21 protein-coding genes are annotated in these 15472 nt (G+C 66.7%); 14 read left to right on the top strand and 7 right to left on the bottom strand.

The window, feature by feature from the left end; genetic code table 11:
- Positions 1-194 (top strand): MmyB family transcriptional regulator (locus E1181_RS29485; RefSeq protein ID WP_456238803.1); only part of this gene is annotated, 194 nt, incomplete at its 5' end.
- On the opposite strand, the gene E1181_RS29480 is transcribed toward E1181_RS29485, so the two are convergent.
- Positions 167-997 (bottom strand): phytanoyl-CoA dioxygenase family protein, encoded by an 831-nt coding sequence (locus E1181_RS29480; protein WP_132679685.1) that lies wholly within the window; start codon positions 995-997, stop codon positions 167-169. The two genes, E1181_RS29485 and E1181_RS29480, sit on opposite strands and share 28 nt — an antisense overlap.
- Before the next feature lie 118 nt (positions 998-1115).
- Here E1181_RS29480 and E1181_RS29475 point away from each other — a divergent pair, with 118 nt between their 5' ends.
- On the top strand, positions 1116-1982 hold the full coding sequence (locus E1181_RS29475) for an AraC family transcriptional regulator (RefSeq protein WP_132679684.1): 867 nt from the start codon (positions 1116-1118) through the stop codon (positions 1980-1982).
- A 75-nt stretch (positions 1983-2057) separates the two neighbouring features.
- On the opposite strand, the gene E1181_RS32390 is transcribed toward E1181_RS29475, so the two are convergent.
- The gene (locus tag E1181_RS32390) at positions 2058-2429 is read right to left on the bottom strand and encodes a hypothetical protein (protein ID WP_235877141.1); all 372 of its coding nucleotides are present in this window, start codon (positions 2427-2429) and stop codon (positions 2058-2060) included.
- Positions 2430-2603: 174 nt separating this feature from the next.
- Here E1181_RS32390 and E1181_RS29465 point away from each other — a divergent pair, with 174 nt between their 5' ends.
- Positions 2604-3281 (top strand): hypothetical protein, encoded by a 678-nt coding sequence (locus tag E1181_RS29465; RefSeq protein WP_132679683.1) that lies wholly within the window; start codon positions 2604-2606, stop codon positions 3279-3281.
- A 264-nt stretch (positions 3282-3545) separates the two neighbouring features.
- Here the strand turns inward: E1181_RS29465 and E1181_RS29460 are convergent, their stop codons facing one another.
- From E1181_RS29460 to E1181_RS29440, 5 genes are all read right to left on the bottom strand, one after another.
- Positions 3546-4055: a hypothetical protein gene (locus E1181_RS29460; protein ID WP_132679682.1), complete on the bottom strand. Its 510-nt coding sequence runs from the start codon at positions 4053-4055 to the stop codon at positions 3546-3548.
- A 116-nt stretch (positions 4056-4171) separates the two neighbouring features.
- Entirely contained in the window at positions 4172-4546 is a 375-nt protein-coding gene (locus E1181_RS29455) for a YbaB/EbfC family nucleoid-associated protein (protein WP_132679681.1), read from the bottom strand.
- Positions 4547-4576: 30 nt separating this feature from the next.
- Positions 4577-5209, bottom strand: coding sequence for a WXG100 family type VII secretion target (locus E1181_RS29450; protein ID WP_165944788.1), 633 nt, complete (start codon positions 5207-5209; stop codon positions 4577-4579).
- A 42-nt stretch (positions 5210-5251) separates the two neighbouring features.
- Positions 5252-5641: a hypothetical protein gene (locus E1181_RS29445; RefSeq protein ID WP_132679679.1), complete on the bottom strand. Its 390-nt coding sequence runs from the start codon at positions 5639-5641 to the stop codon at positions 5252-5254.
- Positions 5642-5921: 280 nt separating this feature from the next.
- Positions 5922-6116 (bottom strand): hypothetical protein, encoded by a 195-nt coding sequence (locus E1181_RS29440; RefSeq protein ID WP_132679678.1) that lies wholly within the window; start codon positions 6114-6116, stop codon positions 5922-5924.
- A 163-nt stretch (positions 6117-6279) separates the two neighbouring features.
- Between E1181_RS29440 and E1181_RS29435 the strand changes: the two genes are divergently transcribed.
- The 11 genes from E1181_RS29435 (at position 6280) to metK (ending at position 15434) form a co-directional block, all read left to right on the top strand.
- Complete coding sequence (locus E1181_RS29435) at positions 6280-7131, top strand: helix-turn-helix domain-containing protein (RefSeq protein ID WP_132679677.1); 852 nt, start codon at positions 6280-6282, stop codon at positions 7129-7131.
- Between the two features lie 17 nt (positions 7132-7148).
- Positions 7149-7364, top strand: a complete 216-nt coding sequence (locus E1181_RS29430) for a DUF397 domain-containing protein (protein ID WP_132679676.1) — start codon at positions 7149-7151, stop codon at positions 7362-7364.
- A gap of 242 nt (positions 7365-7606) precedes the next feature.
- Positions 7607-8002, top strand: coding sequence for a PE domain-containing protein (locus E1181_RS29425; RefSeq protein ID WP_132679675.1), 396 nt, complete (start codon positions 7607-7609; stop codon positions 8000-8002).
- 64 nt (positions 8003-8066) lie between these two features.
- The gene (locus E1181_RS29420) at positions 8067-8579 is read left to right on the top strand and encodes a DUF3558 domain-containing protein (RefSeq protein WP_235877142.1); all 513 of its coding nucleotides are present in this window, start codon (positions 8067-8069) and stop codon (positions 8577-8579) included.
- Between the two features lie 65 nt (positions 8580-8644).
- Complete coding sequence (locus E1181_RS29415; RefSeq protein ID WP_132679674.1) at positions 8645-9835, top strand: PPE domain-containing protein; 1191 nt, start codon at positions 8645-8647, stop codon at positions 9833-9835.
- A gap of 218 nt (positions 9836-10053) precedes the next feature.
- Positions 10054-10827, top strand: a complete 774-nt coding sequence (locus E1181_RS29410) for an ESX secretion-associated protein EspG (protein ID WP_132679673.1) — start codon at positions 10054-10056, stop codon at positions 10825-10827.
- 859 nt (positions 10828-11686) lie between these two features.
- The gene (gene mihF / locus E1181_RS29405) at positions 11687-12004 is read left to right on the top strand and encodes an integration host factor, actinobacterial type (protein WP_093154362.1); all 318 of its coding nucleotides are present in this window, start codon (positions 11687-11689) and stop codon (positions 12002-12004) included.
- Positions 12001-12603 carry a guanylate kinase gene (gene gmk / locus E1181_RS29400; RefSeq protein ID WP_132679672.1) on the top strand — a complete coding sequence of 201 codons (603 nt, stop codon included), beginning with the start codon at positions 12001-12003 and terminating at the stop codon, positions 12601-12603. Before mihF ends, gmk begins: the two co-directional genes overlap by 4 nt.
- A gap of 52 nt (positions 12604-12655) precedes the next feature.
- Positions 12656-12949, top strand: a complete 294-nt coding sequence (gene rpoZ / locus E1181_RS29395) for a DNA-directed RNA polymerase subunit omega (RefSeq protein ID WP_132627363.1) — start codon at positions 12656-12658, stop codon at positions 12947-12949.
- The gene (gene coaBC / locus E1181_RS29390) at positions 12946-14196 is read left to right on the top strand and encodes a bifunctional phosphopantothenoylcysteine decarboxylase/phosphopantothenate--cysteine ligase CoaBC (RefSeq protein WP_132679671.1); all 1251 of its coding nucleotides are present in this window, start codon (positions 12946-12948) and stop codon (positions 14194-14196) included. The genes rpoZ and coaBC overlap by 4 nt, the downstream gene beginning before the upstream one ends.
- 56 nt (positions 14197-14252) lie before the next feature.
- Positions 14253-15434, top strand: a complete 1182-nt coding sequence (gene metK / locus E1181_RS29385) for a methionine adenosyltransferase (RefSeq protein ID WP_132679686.1) — start codon at positions 14253-14255, stop codon at positions 15432-15434.
- Positions 15435-15472: the final 38 nt, after the last annotated feature.

The raw sequence follows: 15472 nt of genomic DNA, 5'->3' as shown, positions 1-15472 counted from the left end.
TGCGCGTGGACCACCCGCAGGTCGGGGAGCTGGTGCTCAACCGGGAACGCCTCGGCGTCGAAGGCAGCCCGGGCCAAGCCCTGGTCATCTTCCACCCCGACCCCGGAACGGACAGCGCCGAGAAGCTCGCCCTCCTCGCTGCTGCGTCGGTCACCGGTCGAAGTGGTCAGGACGCTTCGGAGCGTGCTTGCTGACCCCTGCGATCGTCACGCGGCGCCCGCCGACCGGGTTCACGTCCCAGGCCCCGGAGGATCGCGATCTCGACGGGGGAGTACGCGCCATCGGCCCGTTCCAGTTCGCACGGGGCAGCCGGCATCAGCGGAGGCTGGGCCATGAAGCGCGGATGTGCACCGTGGTGCGGTTGAGCCGCGTGCACCAGGAACGGATGGCAGAGGAACACGTCGCCCGGCGCTCCGGTGGCGAGGGCGAGCGGTCGGTGGTCGGACGCCGCCACCAGGTCCGGCGCCATGACCAGGCCACTTGCGCCCGCTTCGCCGTAGGGTTCGAGCACCTTCGGCACGTCGAGGTGGGAGCCGACCCGGATCCGGGTCGGCGCGTCGTCCTGCCCGACCTCGCTGAACAGGAACAGCATCAGCAGCGCTCGGCCGTGCGAGCGCAGATTGGTGAAGGGCCAGGTTTCGCCCTCCACCTCGTAGCTCCCCTCGATGTGCCAGCCCGCGTCATCCGGCTCTTCCTCGTGCGGGAAGCGCAGCGGGAAGGTGCCGAGCGAGTACCGCTGTTCCCAGCGCCCGGAACCGACCAGCAGGTCGTACGCGTGGTGCAGGGCAGGGGAGTTGGGCGCTGCGGCGAACGGTCCCTGCGCCAGCCCGCCCACCCAGTGCACGGGTTGGGTCCACGTCCTCGGATCGTCCGGGTCGCAGCCGGTCTCCCGCCACAGCAGCCGCGCGCAGTCCGCTGCCACGCGGGGTGCGACGGCGCCTTCGAGCTTGACGAAGCCGTCGCGGAGGAATCGGGATACCAAGGTCGTGTCGTCCATGCCTCTCATCGTGCGGCGTTGCCGGACTCGGTCGCCCGACATTTCCCGCGCAGCTTCTGTCGGGTGGATGACGGGCCCGACCTGCTTGAATCAACGGGACGGAACTGCGGAGGCGAGCGTGCTGGAACGGCTCAACCACGCGATGGAGCGCATCGAGCGGCAGCTCGACGGCTCCGTCGACGCAGGCGAGCTCGCGCGGGTGGCGGCCACCTCGGAGCACCACCTGCGGCGGATGTTCTCGGCGCTGGCCGGGATGCCGCTGTCGGAGTACATCAGGCGCCGTCGGCTGACCGTGGCCGGAGCGGAGGTGCTGGACGGGCGCGAGCCTCTGCTGCAGATCGCGGTGCGCTACGGCTACAGCTCCGGCGAGGCTTTCGCGCGGGCGTTCCGCGCGATGCACGGTGTCGGGCCGGCGGAGGCGCGGCGCACGGGTGCTTCGCTGAGCTCCCAGCCCCGGATGAGCTTCCGGCTCGTCGTCGACGGGAGCAGCAGCATGCGATATCGGGTCGTGGACAAGCCGGAGTTCACGGTGGTGGGGCCGAAAACCCGGGTGCCGCTGGTGCACTCGGGGCCGAACCAGGCGATCATCGACTTCGTCCGCGGACTGGGCGAGCGGACCCACGCGCAGCTGGAGCAGCTGTCCGACGGCGAACCGAGCGGCGTTCTCGCCGTCTGCGACGACCTGGACCCGAGCCGAGCCGAAGGCACGGAACTCGACTACTACCACGGCGTGATCACCTCCTCACCGGTTCCGGAAGGCATGGCCACGCTGACCGTGCGAGCCGGGACCTGGGCGGAGTTCACGACCTCGGGCCCGGCGCCGGAAGCGATCCAGAACCTGTGGCGGGACGTGTTCACCGAGTGGTTCCCGTCGAACCCGTACCGGAGCCGCCCCGGGCCGGAGATCCTGCGCACCCGGATGTCGGAGGACGGTTCGGAGGCCGATGCCGCGCTGTGGCTGCCGGTGGAGCGCGAGACCGCGTGATCGACAACTCCGCACGAGACGCCTGTGACCTGCGTGGAAGGTCGGCCCGGGCTGTCGGAGCCCACCCCACCGCGCTCAGCGGCGGATGATCTTGATGATGATCTGGCCGACGATGAACCAGATCAACGCGGCCAGCGCGTAGTTGAGCACCACGCCGAGCAGGGCGTCGTCCGGGGTGAAGACGTCACCGAGGCCCAGCACGAAGGTCTGCGCGAGGGTGTAGATGAACGAGACGAAGCCGTTGCCCTGGTTCGCGTCGAGCACCACGAACAGCACGTGCAACGCGAACACCAGCACCACGATCGACACCACGATCCGCACGACTCGCGCGATGGTGTCCCCGATCTGCCCCGGACGCCGCGGAGGGCGTCGGTCGCCGTAGTCGTCCCCGTACGGGTACCGCCCGGGGTCGTTCCGGTCGTAGGGATCGTGTGGCTGGTAACTCATGGTGCGGATTGTGTCACGCCCCGCACGCAGAACAAGTCGAGCGATCAGGTGTGTTTCCCGAGCGAGATGACGCCGTCACCTCGCCGGACGCGGCGGCACCGCGCCTCTTGACCCTGCCCCGAGGGCACGCCTTTGACTAGCGCTGGGGATGGTTCGACGACGAGAGGCACGCGAATGGTCAACAAGCTCACGAGGCGTTGGCAGCTCGCCAAGGTCAGAGCCGGCGACGGGAGCCCGCTTCGCGATTACCGCCTCTGGCAGCCGTTCGCCCGTTCACTGTTCTTCCTCGAACTCGCCGACCACGACGGCATCAGCCACACCTACGCGGTCGACGTCCGGTACCTCACCGATGCGAAGACGAGGAAGCAGCACGACAACGGGGAGGGCAAAGCCCCGGCGGCGCTGTACCGGAACGACGTGCAGATGTCCCGCTCCAACGTGCCGACGGCGTTCCCGGTGCCGGGCGGTGTCATCGAGGTCGCCACCAGCGCGTTCGGCCTGAAGCGCATGCACTTCGTCTCCGAAACCGGCGTGGAGCGCGCACTGCGCCCGCACCCCCGCTCCCAGGAAGGCCTCCGCGCGAGGTTCGGGCAGCGCTTTCCCCGCGCCAGCACGCTCATCGGCGCAGCAGCGGTGGTCATCCTCGTCGTGGCACTCGCGGTGAACCTCCTCCAGGGAGTGGAGGCCCTCACCCACAGCCCGGTCATCGCCGAGAAGGTCGGCACGTTCACCTCACCGATCCACCTCCCCACCTGGGCGAACGCCACCTTGATCACCGCCGGAGCCCTCGCGGGCCTCGAACGAGCCACGAGACTCCGCTACAACCGCTTCCTCGACACGATCACGTCCTGACCTGGCAGGGCGGTCAGGACTTCTCGGGTGACCCTGCGGGAATCGTTGACCGGCCGGGACGGCGGTCTTGTTGGGCGGTGCCTCCATGACGTGAGGCTCGTGTTGCTCAATTCCGGCCGCGAGCGTGTGGGATTGAACATTTGCGGGAGCCCGGAGGAAAGCGCTCCGGGCTCCCGGCCATCTATGCCCGGCCGCAGCATCATTCGGATCCGGTTCCGTTGCTGATGTTGACGCCAGAGGCTCGCGTTTGAAGCGGGACGAGGCTCACCGCGGCTCGCCGAGCTTGTCGGATACCTCGTTCGCGAGCCGCCGGGTTGCTTCCGCTTGGGCGTCTTGGGGAAGGTATGCCTTGCTGAGCCCCGCACTGCCCCAAGCTCGGAATTCGACGGTGACGTACGCGTTGGCGCGGACGAAGTCGATTGTTGCGACTTGGCCGGCGGACGGGACCCCGGGCTGTGTTGGTCCTGGTTCGAACGCGTTCCGGGACTGGTCGCCTACGGAATCGGCTGGACTGTCGGCGCTCTCAGTTCCACGCGCGTCCATTCTGAACTTTTCCTCGGCAGCTCGGGGCTCCGGGGCTCCATTCTCATTGAGCGACACGCGGATGGACACCGTGATCTTCCCGTTCGCCGGGGGCCCCAGATTTGGAGGATGCAGTGACTCCCACTCGCACGTACTCGAGTGGGTGTTCGCAGTGTCCTCGGTCTTGGCGGTGTTGGGGCCGTCGACCGCTTCCGGGCCGAGCTGCTCGACGACGCTCTGATCCTTGAGCACCGAACATGCTCCAGGGTCTTCCCGGTACCCCTTGGCTGGTTGTGAACACGCTGAAGCAACCAGCGCCGTCCCAGCGCAGAACACCGCGACCCAGACTCCGCGTGTTCGGAACGTACTCACTGCAGCCACGACGTATGCCCTTCATCGGTGTCGTCCCAGTCAGGAGCGCCTCGTCGCGGCGGTCGACTACTGACAGCTTGATCGTGGTGCGCCGCTGGTTCCCCGTCGAATTCCAGGTTCTCTGCCTTACGACGTGCTTCCTTCGTCGCAGCGTTGAAAGCTTCGATCAACTGAAGCTCGTCACCCTCCGCGACGCTGTTTGGGGTGATCCGGTAGCGCTCGGTCCGACCAAGCGCATCCACCCATACCGTGACGTTGCGTGAGGTGGCGGAGAAGCTGCCGTGCCACACGGCTTCTGGGTTGCGAGCCGCCTTTTCGACGTTTCGTTCTAGCTGCTTCATTGCTTGCGCGACGCGATCTTCAACATCCATGACTTTGCTTGCCCACCTCCGGTGTGTAGCTCAGTTGCTCTTAATGGTTCGCATCGTGAGCGTGCACTTATGGATCAACGCATCGACCGACTTCTGACGTGCCTCGATAGCCTTGATCTGGGCAGCCGCGTAGGCCACTGCGGCGACGATCGCGCCTACGATGGCGACCACCACGCCAAGCAACTTCGTGATCCCGGTCGGATCAGGGGCGGCCATCAGCGCAGCGATGATGCCGCCCAACGACGAGAGAAGCCCACCGAACCCAGCCAGCGTCGTCATGATGTCCCCGACGGTCTCATCAAACTTGGTGGCAAGATCGCTGAGAGCGGTGGAGAGGGTTTTCAACGGCTCGGAGATGTCTTCGAGGGACCTCTTCGCTTTGTTCACCGTGGCGTCAAAAGACCGGAATGCCTCGCCGTTCCAGCCTTCAGAGATCTTGCTTCTCGACTCTTCGAGGCTCTGCAGGGTGTTTGCGATATCGGCGCGGATGCCTACTTGAGAGCCATCCTCGCCCCACACCTCAAGCGCGATCTTCTTGATCTTCGCTGTGTCGACCTTCCCGATGAGCTGGAATTGGTCTCCCAGCTTGCGCACCGGGGCCCCGAGTTCATCGACGATCTTGTCGAAGTTCTGGACAGTGCTCCAGAAGCTCGGTGTGGCCATCTCAAGTGGGTTTGCCATTCTTGTCCCTTTTGCTCCAGTTGCTTAGCGCGGGGGCTGTACGTTGGGAAGGTCCGATGCGGCTTCTGCGTCCCGTCGTTCGTACTCAGCGATGGAGTCGGCAATGTCGTGCGAAAGATCGTCCAGCCGCTTGTGGGTTTCTTTGAGGAACTCGTCCACGGCATCGACAGCGTTCTTGTAAGCCTCGCGGACGACCTGCGCCATCATGGTTTCGAGCTCATCCAGGTTTGGCCCCATTGGGCCCCCGCTCGATACCGGGATCTTATCTCCGGAAATCGATGGGATGGCGCTGTCCAGTGATGCTCGATGGCGAAAGTCTGAGAGGTGAGACCCAAGCGCGTTTCGGGCTTCAGTGATTTCAGCCTCGGACGCGCGCATCGAGCCGTAGTCGCCGTAGAACCCCTGGTCGGTCATAGCCTCTCTCTCAGTTGCGTGCTAGTGGGCGCCATACTGTCAGGGTGTGAGGCGGGCTAGGGCGTGTTCGGTGCAGCTCACTCATTCGGCCGTTGGTGACAATGACCATGTCGAAGCGTTGGGTGATGGCTGACCAGTAGTTTCCCTCGTTGGTTCCTGTCTAGTTCCGCTGTTGCTGTTGGTGTCGCTCTGGCTTTGGCTGGTCGGTGGCGTAGTCGGCTTCGGCGGTTTGGTGTGGGTATGGCGGTGACTGCGCTGGTGGTTTAAACGCCGTCTTTGGCTAGGTGCGCTCGCCTCGTTTCACGGCGGCTGCGGTGTTCACCGACGGGTTGAACGCGTGGAGCCTGCTGACGGCGTTGTTGGGCAAGTCGTGCTCGTAGCTGATCGACGCGTGTATTCCGTAGGGCTGGCCGACGTTGTCGTAGGTTTCGCATTTGCGCGGTTCGGCGACCAGGCTCCCGACGTCGTCCCTCACGCGGCGACAGCGTAGGGAAGGGTGGATCGCTACCAGGAGTGATTGGTGGAACTGTTGGGTTCGCCTCCTTGTACCTGGTGGCTGAATCCGGGGGTCTTCTCTTTCGTGCCCGCTTGGCAAGTGCCGATCTTGGTCGCGTTGTTGGTCTTGATCGGGAGGATTGATGAGCGGTCGTGTGGGTGTGCCGGTTCGGGTTCGGCGGGTGTCGAGCGAGCTTCGGGAGCTTCGGCTGCGGAGCGGGCTCGGGGCTGAGGAGGTTGCCGGGGCTCTTGGCATGTCCATGAGCAAGCTGTCTCGGATGGAGTCCGGGCAGCGCGGGTTGCAGGCCGATGACGTGTCGGCGCTGCTCGGTCTCTACCGCGTCCCGGCCCGGCGGCGGGAAGAGCTGTTGAGCCTGGTGCGGAACGCGGCCATGCCCAACTGGTGGCGTGTGCAGGAGGGACGGCTGCCTGCGATGTGGGAAGAGACGACCAGATTCGAGCGGGAAGCGTCGGCGATCTTCAACTACGAGACGACGCTCGTACCAGGGATGTTGCAGACAACCGGGTATGCGTCGGCGCTCGTCGGTGGAACAGACCCTGATCTGAACATCGCCGAGATCGAAACGTTGGTCACCTCGCGTCTTAGCCGCCAGACAGTGTTGAACAGGGCTAATGCTCCGTACTTCGAGGCGTTGATCGAACAGAGCACGCTTGAGCGTCTGGTGGGAGACGCAGGTGTGATGTACCAGCAGATTCGCCACCTTGTCTCTGCAGCCAGGCAGGACAACATCACGGTCCGGGTAGTCGAAACCCGCGCAGGTGCGCACCCTGGTTTGGACGGCCCATTCGTCCTCTTCGACTTCGACCAGCATCCGAGCCTGGTCCTTCTGGAGAACCGCGGTAGCAGTGCGTTCCTGGAAGAACCCGAGCATGTCGCTGCCACGAGAGAAGCCCTTCGGCGGTTGCACGAGGCCGCGTTGCCTACCCACGATTCAATTGCGCTCATGAACGACATCGCCGACAAACTCGTTTAAAGCTCAAGGAGCGGATTGTGACTGCGCCGGAACGGCATGCGCTTCAGTGGCGTAAGAGCACTCGGAGCAGCAACTACGCGAACTGCGTTGAAGTCGCCTTCGCGGGCGACACCGTGCACGCCCGTGACTCGAAGAATCCTGCTGGTCAGCACCTCATGTTCGGGCAGCCGGCGTGGTCGTCCTTCGTGCAGGGGCTGCGGGACGACCGGTTCGTCAGCCCTTTTCGCGGGTGATCATGAAGTTGATAGGGGTCGATAGGGGCTTGAACACAAGATCAACTGATTGAGAAGCCCCTAGCGGCGATCTGAGATCCATTTCACTCGGTTGCCGGTTCCTGTTTTGCCCAACTTCGCTACACGCGCGTAGACCCGTGCGCTAACGTTTGCCACGCTGGCAAGTGGATGTCCGTCGCCCTCATCGCGACGGCACCTGGACAAGGGGAGTTCAGCGTGAACAGCGAGGGAGGCGCGGCCTGATGTTTCCGAATATCTGGGGCCAGATCAGCGAGACCGTCGACCGCATGGCGGACAACGCCGCGCTCGCGGCTGCGCAGGGCGCCGGCGGCAAGATGTACATCGAGCCGGAGAAGGTCGACGAAGCTGCTTCGTTCTTCCTTGATGAGGCCAAGGCGTTGCGTGGTCGTGTGCGTGAGATCAACTATCTCGCGCAGGTCAAGGCGCCGGGCACCGACGACGTGAGCACCCAGTTGGCCAAGACGTACGGCCAGGTCGCCGCTGGTGGTGCGCAGTCGTACAAGGATGCCTATACCGCTCTCGCCGACTACCTCGAGGACGTCGGCAACAAGCTCCATGCTTCTGCGCGGCAGACCCGCACCAACGACCAGGATTCTGCCGACAGCCTTCGGCACTGAATAAACGCTCCAGGAGGAAACGTTGCGTAATGGGCTCGTACTGAGCACCGTCCTTGCCAGTGTCGTGCTGGCTGGGTGTGGCAGTGGAGCGGGGTCTGCGCCAGCGCCCACGCCGTCGGGGGCAGAGACTCCGACTTCGGAGACCACCTCGGCATATCCACCTCGGACGGGCCCAGCGAAGTCGCTTGATGTCAGCGACCAGTGCTCATTGGTTAAGCCCGACCAGGCAACTTCGCTTGGAGCGGACCAGCCGCAGGAGCCGAGCCAATCGAGCGGCAAGACCGGCTGTGACCACCTCAAGGGCGAGGCTGGCGGCGGTTTCATGGTGTTCGTGTCGGCGGACAAGTCCGAGACGATGCACAAGTTCGCCGATGCGCGTACGAACGTGCAGGTGATCGACATCGGTGGATACCCGGCAGCGCAAATCGGCGACGACACGAGCTGCCTGCTCTCGGTGGATGTTTCCGATCAGGGACAGCTGTTCTTCAACACCCTGGTGTCGGACGGCCAGAGCGTTCCTTGTGACCTAACGAAGCGGTTCGCAGAGGTTGCTCTGCAGAACCTTCCAAATGCCTGAGGGGGTAGGCGGTGACTGAACGTCAGCTTGAGCCTGCTGATTTCGAGGGTGCGCAACTTGAGCAGATGCGCAAGTGGGTGCACGGCGGGTCTGGAGCCGAAGGGCTCTATGACCAGTCGAAGAACTGGAACAGCGAGGACCAGTACCTTCGCGAGCTGAAGACGCGGATCGAAGACAAGCTGAAGCAGGTCGGGGCTGTCATGCAGTCCGAGTCCGGCGAGGCCATGCAGAACCAGGCCATGCCGGTTGTGCTCTGGACCGAGGTCACCGCTGACAACGCCAAGGTGCAGTCCGAGCAGTTGACCTCGCAGGGCGAGGCCTTCAGCAAGGTCCAGACGTCGATCCCGGCCAAGGGTGAAGAGCAGGCCGTTCCCGACGACGGATGGTTCGAGGAGGGCTGGGACAGCTTCTGGACCGGCTCGACGGACGCTGAGGACGCCAAGGCTCACAACGAGCAGCTCCGGCAGGAAGGCATCAAGGCCTTCACCACCTACCAGGAGTCGTCGCAGAGCCTCGTTGCCGGGACACCGACGTTCACGCCGCCGCCGACCGCAGGCGTTGCTACGGACACCTCGGTGTCCAGCTCCTCCGGCCCCGGTGTCGGTGGTGTTGGTTCTTCGTCGCCGTCGTCCACTTCCAGCGCATGGGCTGGTGGCTCCGGTGGTTCCGGCAGCCTCGCCGGTGCTGGCTCGGGGGCTGGCGGCAGCTACGGCGGTGGCGCTTACGGCGGTGGTGCTGCGGGTACCGGTGCTGCTTGGGCGACTCCGCCTGCTGGTGGCTCGGGTTCGAACCAGAACCCCGGTGGCGCTGGTCGCGTCCCGAACGGGCCTGGCGTTCCCGGTGGCACCCCTGGTCTCGGCGCCGGTCGCACCGGTGTGCCGGGTTCGGGCGCGGGTGCGCGGCCGGGTGCTGGTGGCCGCGGTGGCGCTGGTGCGGGTCGTGGCCTGGGGGCCGGCTCGGGTGCTGGTGCCGGTGGTCGTGCGGGTGCCGGTGGTCCTGGGATGGGCGCCGGTGGTCGTGCGGGCATGGGTGGTCTCGGTGGAGCTGCCGGGGCCGGCGGCGCTGGAGGCGCCGGTGGCCGCGGTGGTGCTGCGGGTGCCGGTGCGGGCGCGGGTGCGCGCGGCCGGGGTCAGGAAGGCGAGGACGATCTCGAGCACGAGACTCCCGACTACCTGATCGGCGACCAGGGCGTCTTCGACGAGGACCTGCCGAAGGTCGCCCCGCCGGTCTTCGGTGACTGGGACAACCAGCGGTAATCGCTCGTCAACGCAGATCGGCCAGTGGGCGGTACCGCTTCGGTGCCGCCCACTGGTTCTTGCGAGAACGCGGACGATCAGGGCTCGGACTGTGGGGGACGGCCGTGCGTCATGGGCTTCCGAACGGCTGAGAACTGGACGGATCAGTGAACAACTCGGATCAATTCGTGGACGCTCTCGGGGCTGTGCCGTCCACACTTTCTGGCTGGGGAGAACCGGTGAAGATCGAGCTGTCGAAGCAGGGCTTCCACGAGGCGTGGAAGTACTTCAACCTCGGCACCAAGCCGCTCGTGCTCAACGTCCTGCCCGAAGGCATCCTCGAAACCGAGCGGCGCCAGGTCGAGGCCCGCGCGCGAGATGAGCTGCAGGCGCTCGGTTTCGGCAACGAGATGCGCGAAGAGGACATCCAAGGGGCCCTGCTGCCGCTCACGCGCTACGAGCGGGCCTTCGACATCAACTTCCGGCAGCGAACGCCCGACGGCGCCCAGCGCATCGTCGCGGGCATGGTCGCCTGCACCCGCGGGCACGCGACGCTCGCGGTGCTCACCGAAGAGGCCGTGACCGTCCAGACGCTGCCCGCCGACTCGATGGTGCGGGCGCTGCTGAGCGTGCTGCCCGACGACGTCAAGGCCGGTCCCGGGCGGGGCGTGTCGCTGCGCAGCTCGGCGATGGAAGCCGCCGCCAAGTCCGCGGGCAACGACCGCGAGATGGGCGAAGCGCTCGTGCGGCAAGGGATCCGGCGCGAGGAGGCCAAGACGCTGGTCGAGATGGCCGGCGGCGCTCGCAACGCCTACGCGCAGGTCGGCTACGCCGTCATGGACGGGCAGGGCAAGCGGCACCGGGCCCCGATGGTCACCAACTTCTTCGCCAACGCCAAGGGCTGGTACATGATCGAGAACAGCCACCGCAGCGACGAAGGGTGGACGACCATCGCGCCGATCGACCGGCAGCGCATGGCCGGCCGCGTGCAGGACCTCGTCAAAACGCTGTAGCGAGTCACAGCGCCGCAGTCAGAAGCAGAGCCCCGGGCCGCGCGCCCGGGGCTCTGCCATGTCCGGGAAGAGCTCGCTGAGGACGTCGATGGGTCCGCGGGCCCGCTGACCTCCTCCGCAGGCGGCGCGCGGCCTGCTGAAGGCCTCTGCGGGCGCTGGAGCCCCGGCCGCCCGCAAGGTGGCGCGGCCCGCTCGTAGCACTTGACGGAGGCTCGGAGGACCCCGCCGGGCTGCGCGGGCCGTGCGGTGTTGAAGAAGCCGGTCAGGCGGTCAGCGAAGGCGTCGGCGAGCGAGTCCGGGACGGGGTGCAGAATGCGGCTGCGCAGAGGACGCGAACGTGACCAAGGCCGAGGGAGGGGTTAACCCCTCCTGGGGCAGGCTCGAACGCAGCGGGGCACGGGTGGCTGAGCCGACGGTGTCAGGCTCTGGCCCTGCCGAGTCTGGACGGGCGGGGCCACGGGGTGCTTCGGTACCGCATCACGGGGGCCGCCCTTTCCGCTGAGTGGAAGAAAGCAAGATCAACTTCCATCGTAGAACAGGCTCTCGAACGACGTGCGTTCGGGGGGCGTTTAACGCGGTTGTGACCTGCGGAGACAACCCTCACGTGGCTCAACTGTGCGGAAATCGGACACATTCCGATAAGTTTTGCTGAGATTAGTGCACTTCAGCGGCTTTGTTGATAGGACTTGCAGCGGCCCCGTGCTCGTGCACGCCTTGTACGGGTAGAACTTCAAGGGCCAGGGCGGTGGGGCGGACTGATCCGTTCCACAAAACCGGGACCCCCGTGGGCAACCGCCTTTCGGGACTCGGTACCGTCGCCCGCACCGATCAAGAGAAACCCCACATCACGGAGGACATGGTGGCCCTTCCCCAGCTGACTGAGGAGCAGCGGGCAGCAGCTCTGGAAAAGGCGGCTGCCGCCCGTCGCGCCCGAGCTGAGCTCAAGGAGCGCCTCAAGCGAGGCGGAACCACGCTGGCGGAGGTCCTGGAGACCGCCGACAACGACGAGGTCTTGGGCAAGATGAAGGTCTCCGCCCTGCTCGAGGCCCTTCCCGGCGTCGGCAAGGTCCGTGCGCAGCAGATCATGGAGCGGCTGGAGATCGCCAACAGCCGTCGGCTGCGCGGGCTGGGCGAGCGGCAGCGCAAGGCGCTGCTCACCGAGTTCAGCGGCGAGTGATCGACGCAAAAACCGGCGCTGAGCCGAGGATCGTCCGTCAGGGCGAGCCTCGGCTCACCGTCGTTTCCGGGCCTTCTGGAGTCGGCAAGTCCAGCGTGCTCAGCGAGGTGCGCAGGCAGGTTCCGGAGGTGTACTTCAGCGTGTCCGCGACCACCAGGGCTCCGCGCCCCGGTGAGGTCGACGGAGTGCACTACCACTTCGTCTCCGTCGCGGAGTTCGAGCGGATGATCGCCGACGGCGAGATGCTCGAGCACGCCCGCTACGCGGGCAACTTCTACGGGACGCCCCGCAAGCCCGTCCAAGAGGCGATCGCCGCGGGCAAGCCGGCCGTGCTGGAGATCGAACTCCAAGGCGCCCGCCAGGTCCGCGAGGCCTGGCCGGACGCGCAGCTGGTCATGCTGCTGCCGCCGTCCTGGGACGAGCTGGTCGACCGGCTCACCGGCCGCGGCACCGAGCCCGCCGACGTCGTCGAGAAGCGGCTGGCGGCCGCGCGGGACGAGCTGGCAGCCGAACCGGAGTTCGACGAGACCGTCGTCAACGCCGACGTGCAGTCCGCGACCAGCGAATTGGTACGATTGATACTCGGCCACGAGAAGTGACGTCTCCCTTCCCGTTCTCCGAGCGACCTACTACTGAGCAGGAGCCACACCTGTGAGCACCCCTAGCGCGCTGGCTGCGCTCAACAGCAGCCCGTCGACCAACACCGTCGAGGGCATCACCTACCCGCCGATCGACGACCTGCTCGAGCAGGTCAGCTCGAAGTACGCGCTGGCCATCTACTCCGCCAAGCGCGCGCGGCAGATCAACGACTACTACGCCCAGCTCGGCGAAGGCCTGCTGGAGTACGTCGGCCCGCTGGTCGAGCCCGGCCCGCGTGAGAAGCCGCTGTCGATCGCGCTGCGCGAGATCCACGCCGGCGTGCTCGAGCACACCGAAGGCGAGTGACCTCTGAACCGACCGAGGACCGCCCGCGGGTGGTCCTCGGCGTCAGCGGTGGCATCGCCGCCTACAAGGCGTGCGAGGTTCTGCGGCGCCTGACCGAGACCGGTCACAGCGTCCGCGTCGTGCCGACCGAGGCCGCGCTGAACTTCGTCGGCGCCGCGACCTTCGAAGCGCTGTCCGGGCAGCCGGTGGTCACCGGCGTGTTCTCGGACGTGCACGAGGTCCCGCACGTGCGCCTAGGACAGGAAGCCGACCTCGTCGTCGTCGCCCCCGCCACCGCTGACCTGCTGGCCCGCGCGGCCAACGGGCAGGCGCCCGACCTGCTCACCAACACCCTGCTGACCGCGCGCTGCCCCGTGCTGATGGTCCCGGCGATGCACACCGAGATGTGGGAGCACCCGGCGACGCAGCACAACGTGGCGACGCTGCGCAGTCGCGGCGTGATCGTCGCCGAGCCCGACAGCGGTCGGCTCACCGGCAAGGACACCGGCAAGGGGCGGCTGCCCGACCCCGCCGAGATCGTCGACCTGGCCCGGCTGCTGCTGACCTCGTCCACCGCGCTGCCGTGGGACCTGGAAGGGCGCCGGGTGGTCATCTCCGCCGGTGGCACGCGGGAATCGCTCGACCCCGTCCGCTACCTGGGAAATCGCTCTTCCGGGAGGCAGGGCTACGCGTTGGCGCGCATCGCCGCGCACCGCGGCGCCGACGTGACGCTGGTGGCCGCGCACACCGCTGACCTGATCACCCCTGCCGGAGTGCGGCTGATCAAGGTCGGGACCGCCGAGGAGATGCGGTCGGTGATGCTCGCCGAGGCCGACGGGGCCGACGCGGTCGTCATGGCCGCCGCCGTGGCCGACTTCAAACCGGTCAACCGGGTCGAGCACAAGATCAAGAAGACCGAGCGGGATCCGGAACCCGTTGCGCTGGCCCGCAATCCCGACATCCTCGCCGAGATCGTCGAAGCGCGGTCGGCCGGCAAGCTCTCGGCGTCTCTGATCGTCGGGTTCGCCGCCGAGACTGGTGACGCCACCTCGTCCGTCCTCGACCACGGCCGGGCGAAGCTCGCGCGCAAGGGCTGCGACATGCTCGTGGTCAACGCCGTCGGCGAGGGCATGGCCTTCGAGGTCGAGGACAACTCCGGCTGGCTGCTCGGGGACGACGGGACCGAGGAGCGCATCGCCTTCGGCGCCAAGTCCCTGCTGGCGTCCACATTGTGGGACTCGGTCGGTCGGCGGCTCTCCGACCAGTAGTGTTTGTCGGCAACGAGGCCGCAAGCACCAGAGGAGAGTCGTTGAGCCAGCAGCGGTTGTTCACCAGTGAGTCGGTGACCGAAGGTCATCCCGACAAGATCTGCGACGCGATCAGCGATTCCGTCCTGGACGCGCTGCTCGCGCAGGACCCGCGCTCCCGCGTCGCGGTGGAGACCATGGTGACCACCGGGCAGGTGCACGTGGCCGGTGAGGTCACCACCGAGGCCTACGCCGACATCCCCGCCATCGTGCGGGAGAAGATCCTCGAGATCGGCTACGACTCCTCCGCCAAGGGCTTCGACGGCAACTCCTGCGGCGTCAACGTCGCCATCGGCTCCCAGTCGCCCGACATCGCCCAGGGCGTCGACACCGCGCACGAGACCCGCGTCGAAGGCGTCATCGACGAGATCGCCCAGCAGGGCGCCGGCGACCAGGGCCTGATGTTCGGCTACGCCTGCGACGACACGCCCGAGCTCATGCCGCTGCCCATCGCGCTGGCCCACCGGCTGTCGCGCCGGCTCACCCGCGTCCGCAAGGACGGCGTGCTGCCCTACCTGCGGCCCGACGGCAAGACCCAGGTCACCATCGAGTACGACGGCGAGAAGGCCGTGCGGCTGGACACCGTCGTGCTGTCCACCCAGCACGCCGAGGAGATCGACCTCGACGGGCAGCTCGTCGGCGACATCAAGGCTCACGTCGTGGAACCGGAGATCTCCTCGCTCTCGCTGAGCACCTCCGACACGCGGCTGCTGGTCAACCCCACCGGCCGGTTCGTCGTCGGCGGCCCGATGGGCGACGCGGGCCTGACCGGGCGGAAGATCATCGTCGACACCTACGGCGGCATGGCCCGCCACGGCGGCGGCGCCTTCTCCGGCAAGGACCCGTCCAAGGTCGACCGCTCCGCGGCGTACGCGACGCGGTGGGTGGCCAAGAACGTCGTCGCCGCCGGACTCGCCAAGCGCATCGAGGTCCAGGTCGCCTACGCCATCGGCAAGGCCGCCCCGGTCGGCCTTTTCATCGAGACCTTCGGCACCGAGACCGTCGACCCCGACCGGATCCAGCAGGCGATCAACGAGGTCTTCGACCTCCGCCCGGCCGCCATCATCCGCGACCTCGACCTCCTGCGCCCCCTCTACTCGGCCACCGCCGCCTACGGCCACTTCGGCCGCACGGACGTCGACCTCCCCTGGGAATCCACCACCCGCTCCCAAGCCCTCAAAACAGCAGCAGGCCTCTAACAGCCGCCCCCGGGAAGGCGTCCCACACCCCACAGGCG

Source organism: Saccharopolyspora terrae (assembly GCF_004348435.1).
In the GTDB taxonomy this organism is placed as follows: domain Bacteria; phylum Actinomycetota; class Actinomycetes; order Mycobacteriales; family Pseudonocardiaceae; genus Saccharopolyspora; species Saccharopolyspora endophytica.
The sequence above is the reverse complement of the archived record's forward strand: the minus strand, read 5'-3'. Positions and strand labels throughout refer to the sequence as shown.

Excerpts from the sequence above, each read along its gene's own strand:
- E1181_RS29480 (WP_132679685.1), bottom strand. The coding sequence starts at position 997 with ATGGACGACACGACCTTGGTATCCCGATTCCTCCGCGACGGCTTCGTC.
- E1181_RS32390 (WP_235877141.1), bottom strand. The coding sequence starts at position 2,429 with ATGAGTTACCAGCCACACGATCCCTACGACCGGAACGACCCCGGGCGG.
- E1181_RS29465 (WP_132679683.1), top strand. The coding sequence starts at position 2,604 with ATGGTCAACAAGCTCACGAGGCGTTGGCAGCTCGCCAAGGTCAGAGCC.
- E1181_RS29455 (WP_132679681.1), bottom strand. The coding sequence starts at position 4,546 with ATGGATGTTGAAGATCGCGTCGCGCAAGCAATGAAGCAGCTAGAACGA.
- E1181_RS29450 (WP_165944788.1), bottom strand. The coding sequence starts at position 5,209 with ATGGCCACACCGAGCTTCTGGAGCACTGTCCAGAACTTCGACAAGATC.
- E1181_RS29445 (WP_132679679.1), bottom strand. The coding sequence starts at position 5,641 with ATGACCGACCAGGGGTTCTACGGCGACTACGGCTCGATGCGCGCGTCC.
- E1181_RS29435 (WP_132679677.1), top strand. The coding sequence starts at position 6,280 with ATGAGCGGTCGTGTGGGTGTGCCGGTTCGGGTTCGGCGGGTGTCGAGC.
- E1181_RS29425 (WP_132679675.1), top strand. The coding sequence starts at position 7,607 with ATGTTTCCGAATATCTGGGGCCAGATCAGCGAGACCGTCGACCGCATG.
- E1181_RS29415 (WP_132679674.1), top strand. The coding sequence starts at position 8,645 with ATGCGCAAGTGGGTGCACGGCGGGTCTGGAGCCGAAGGGCTCTATGAC.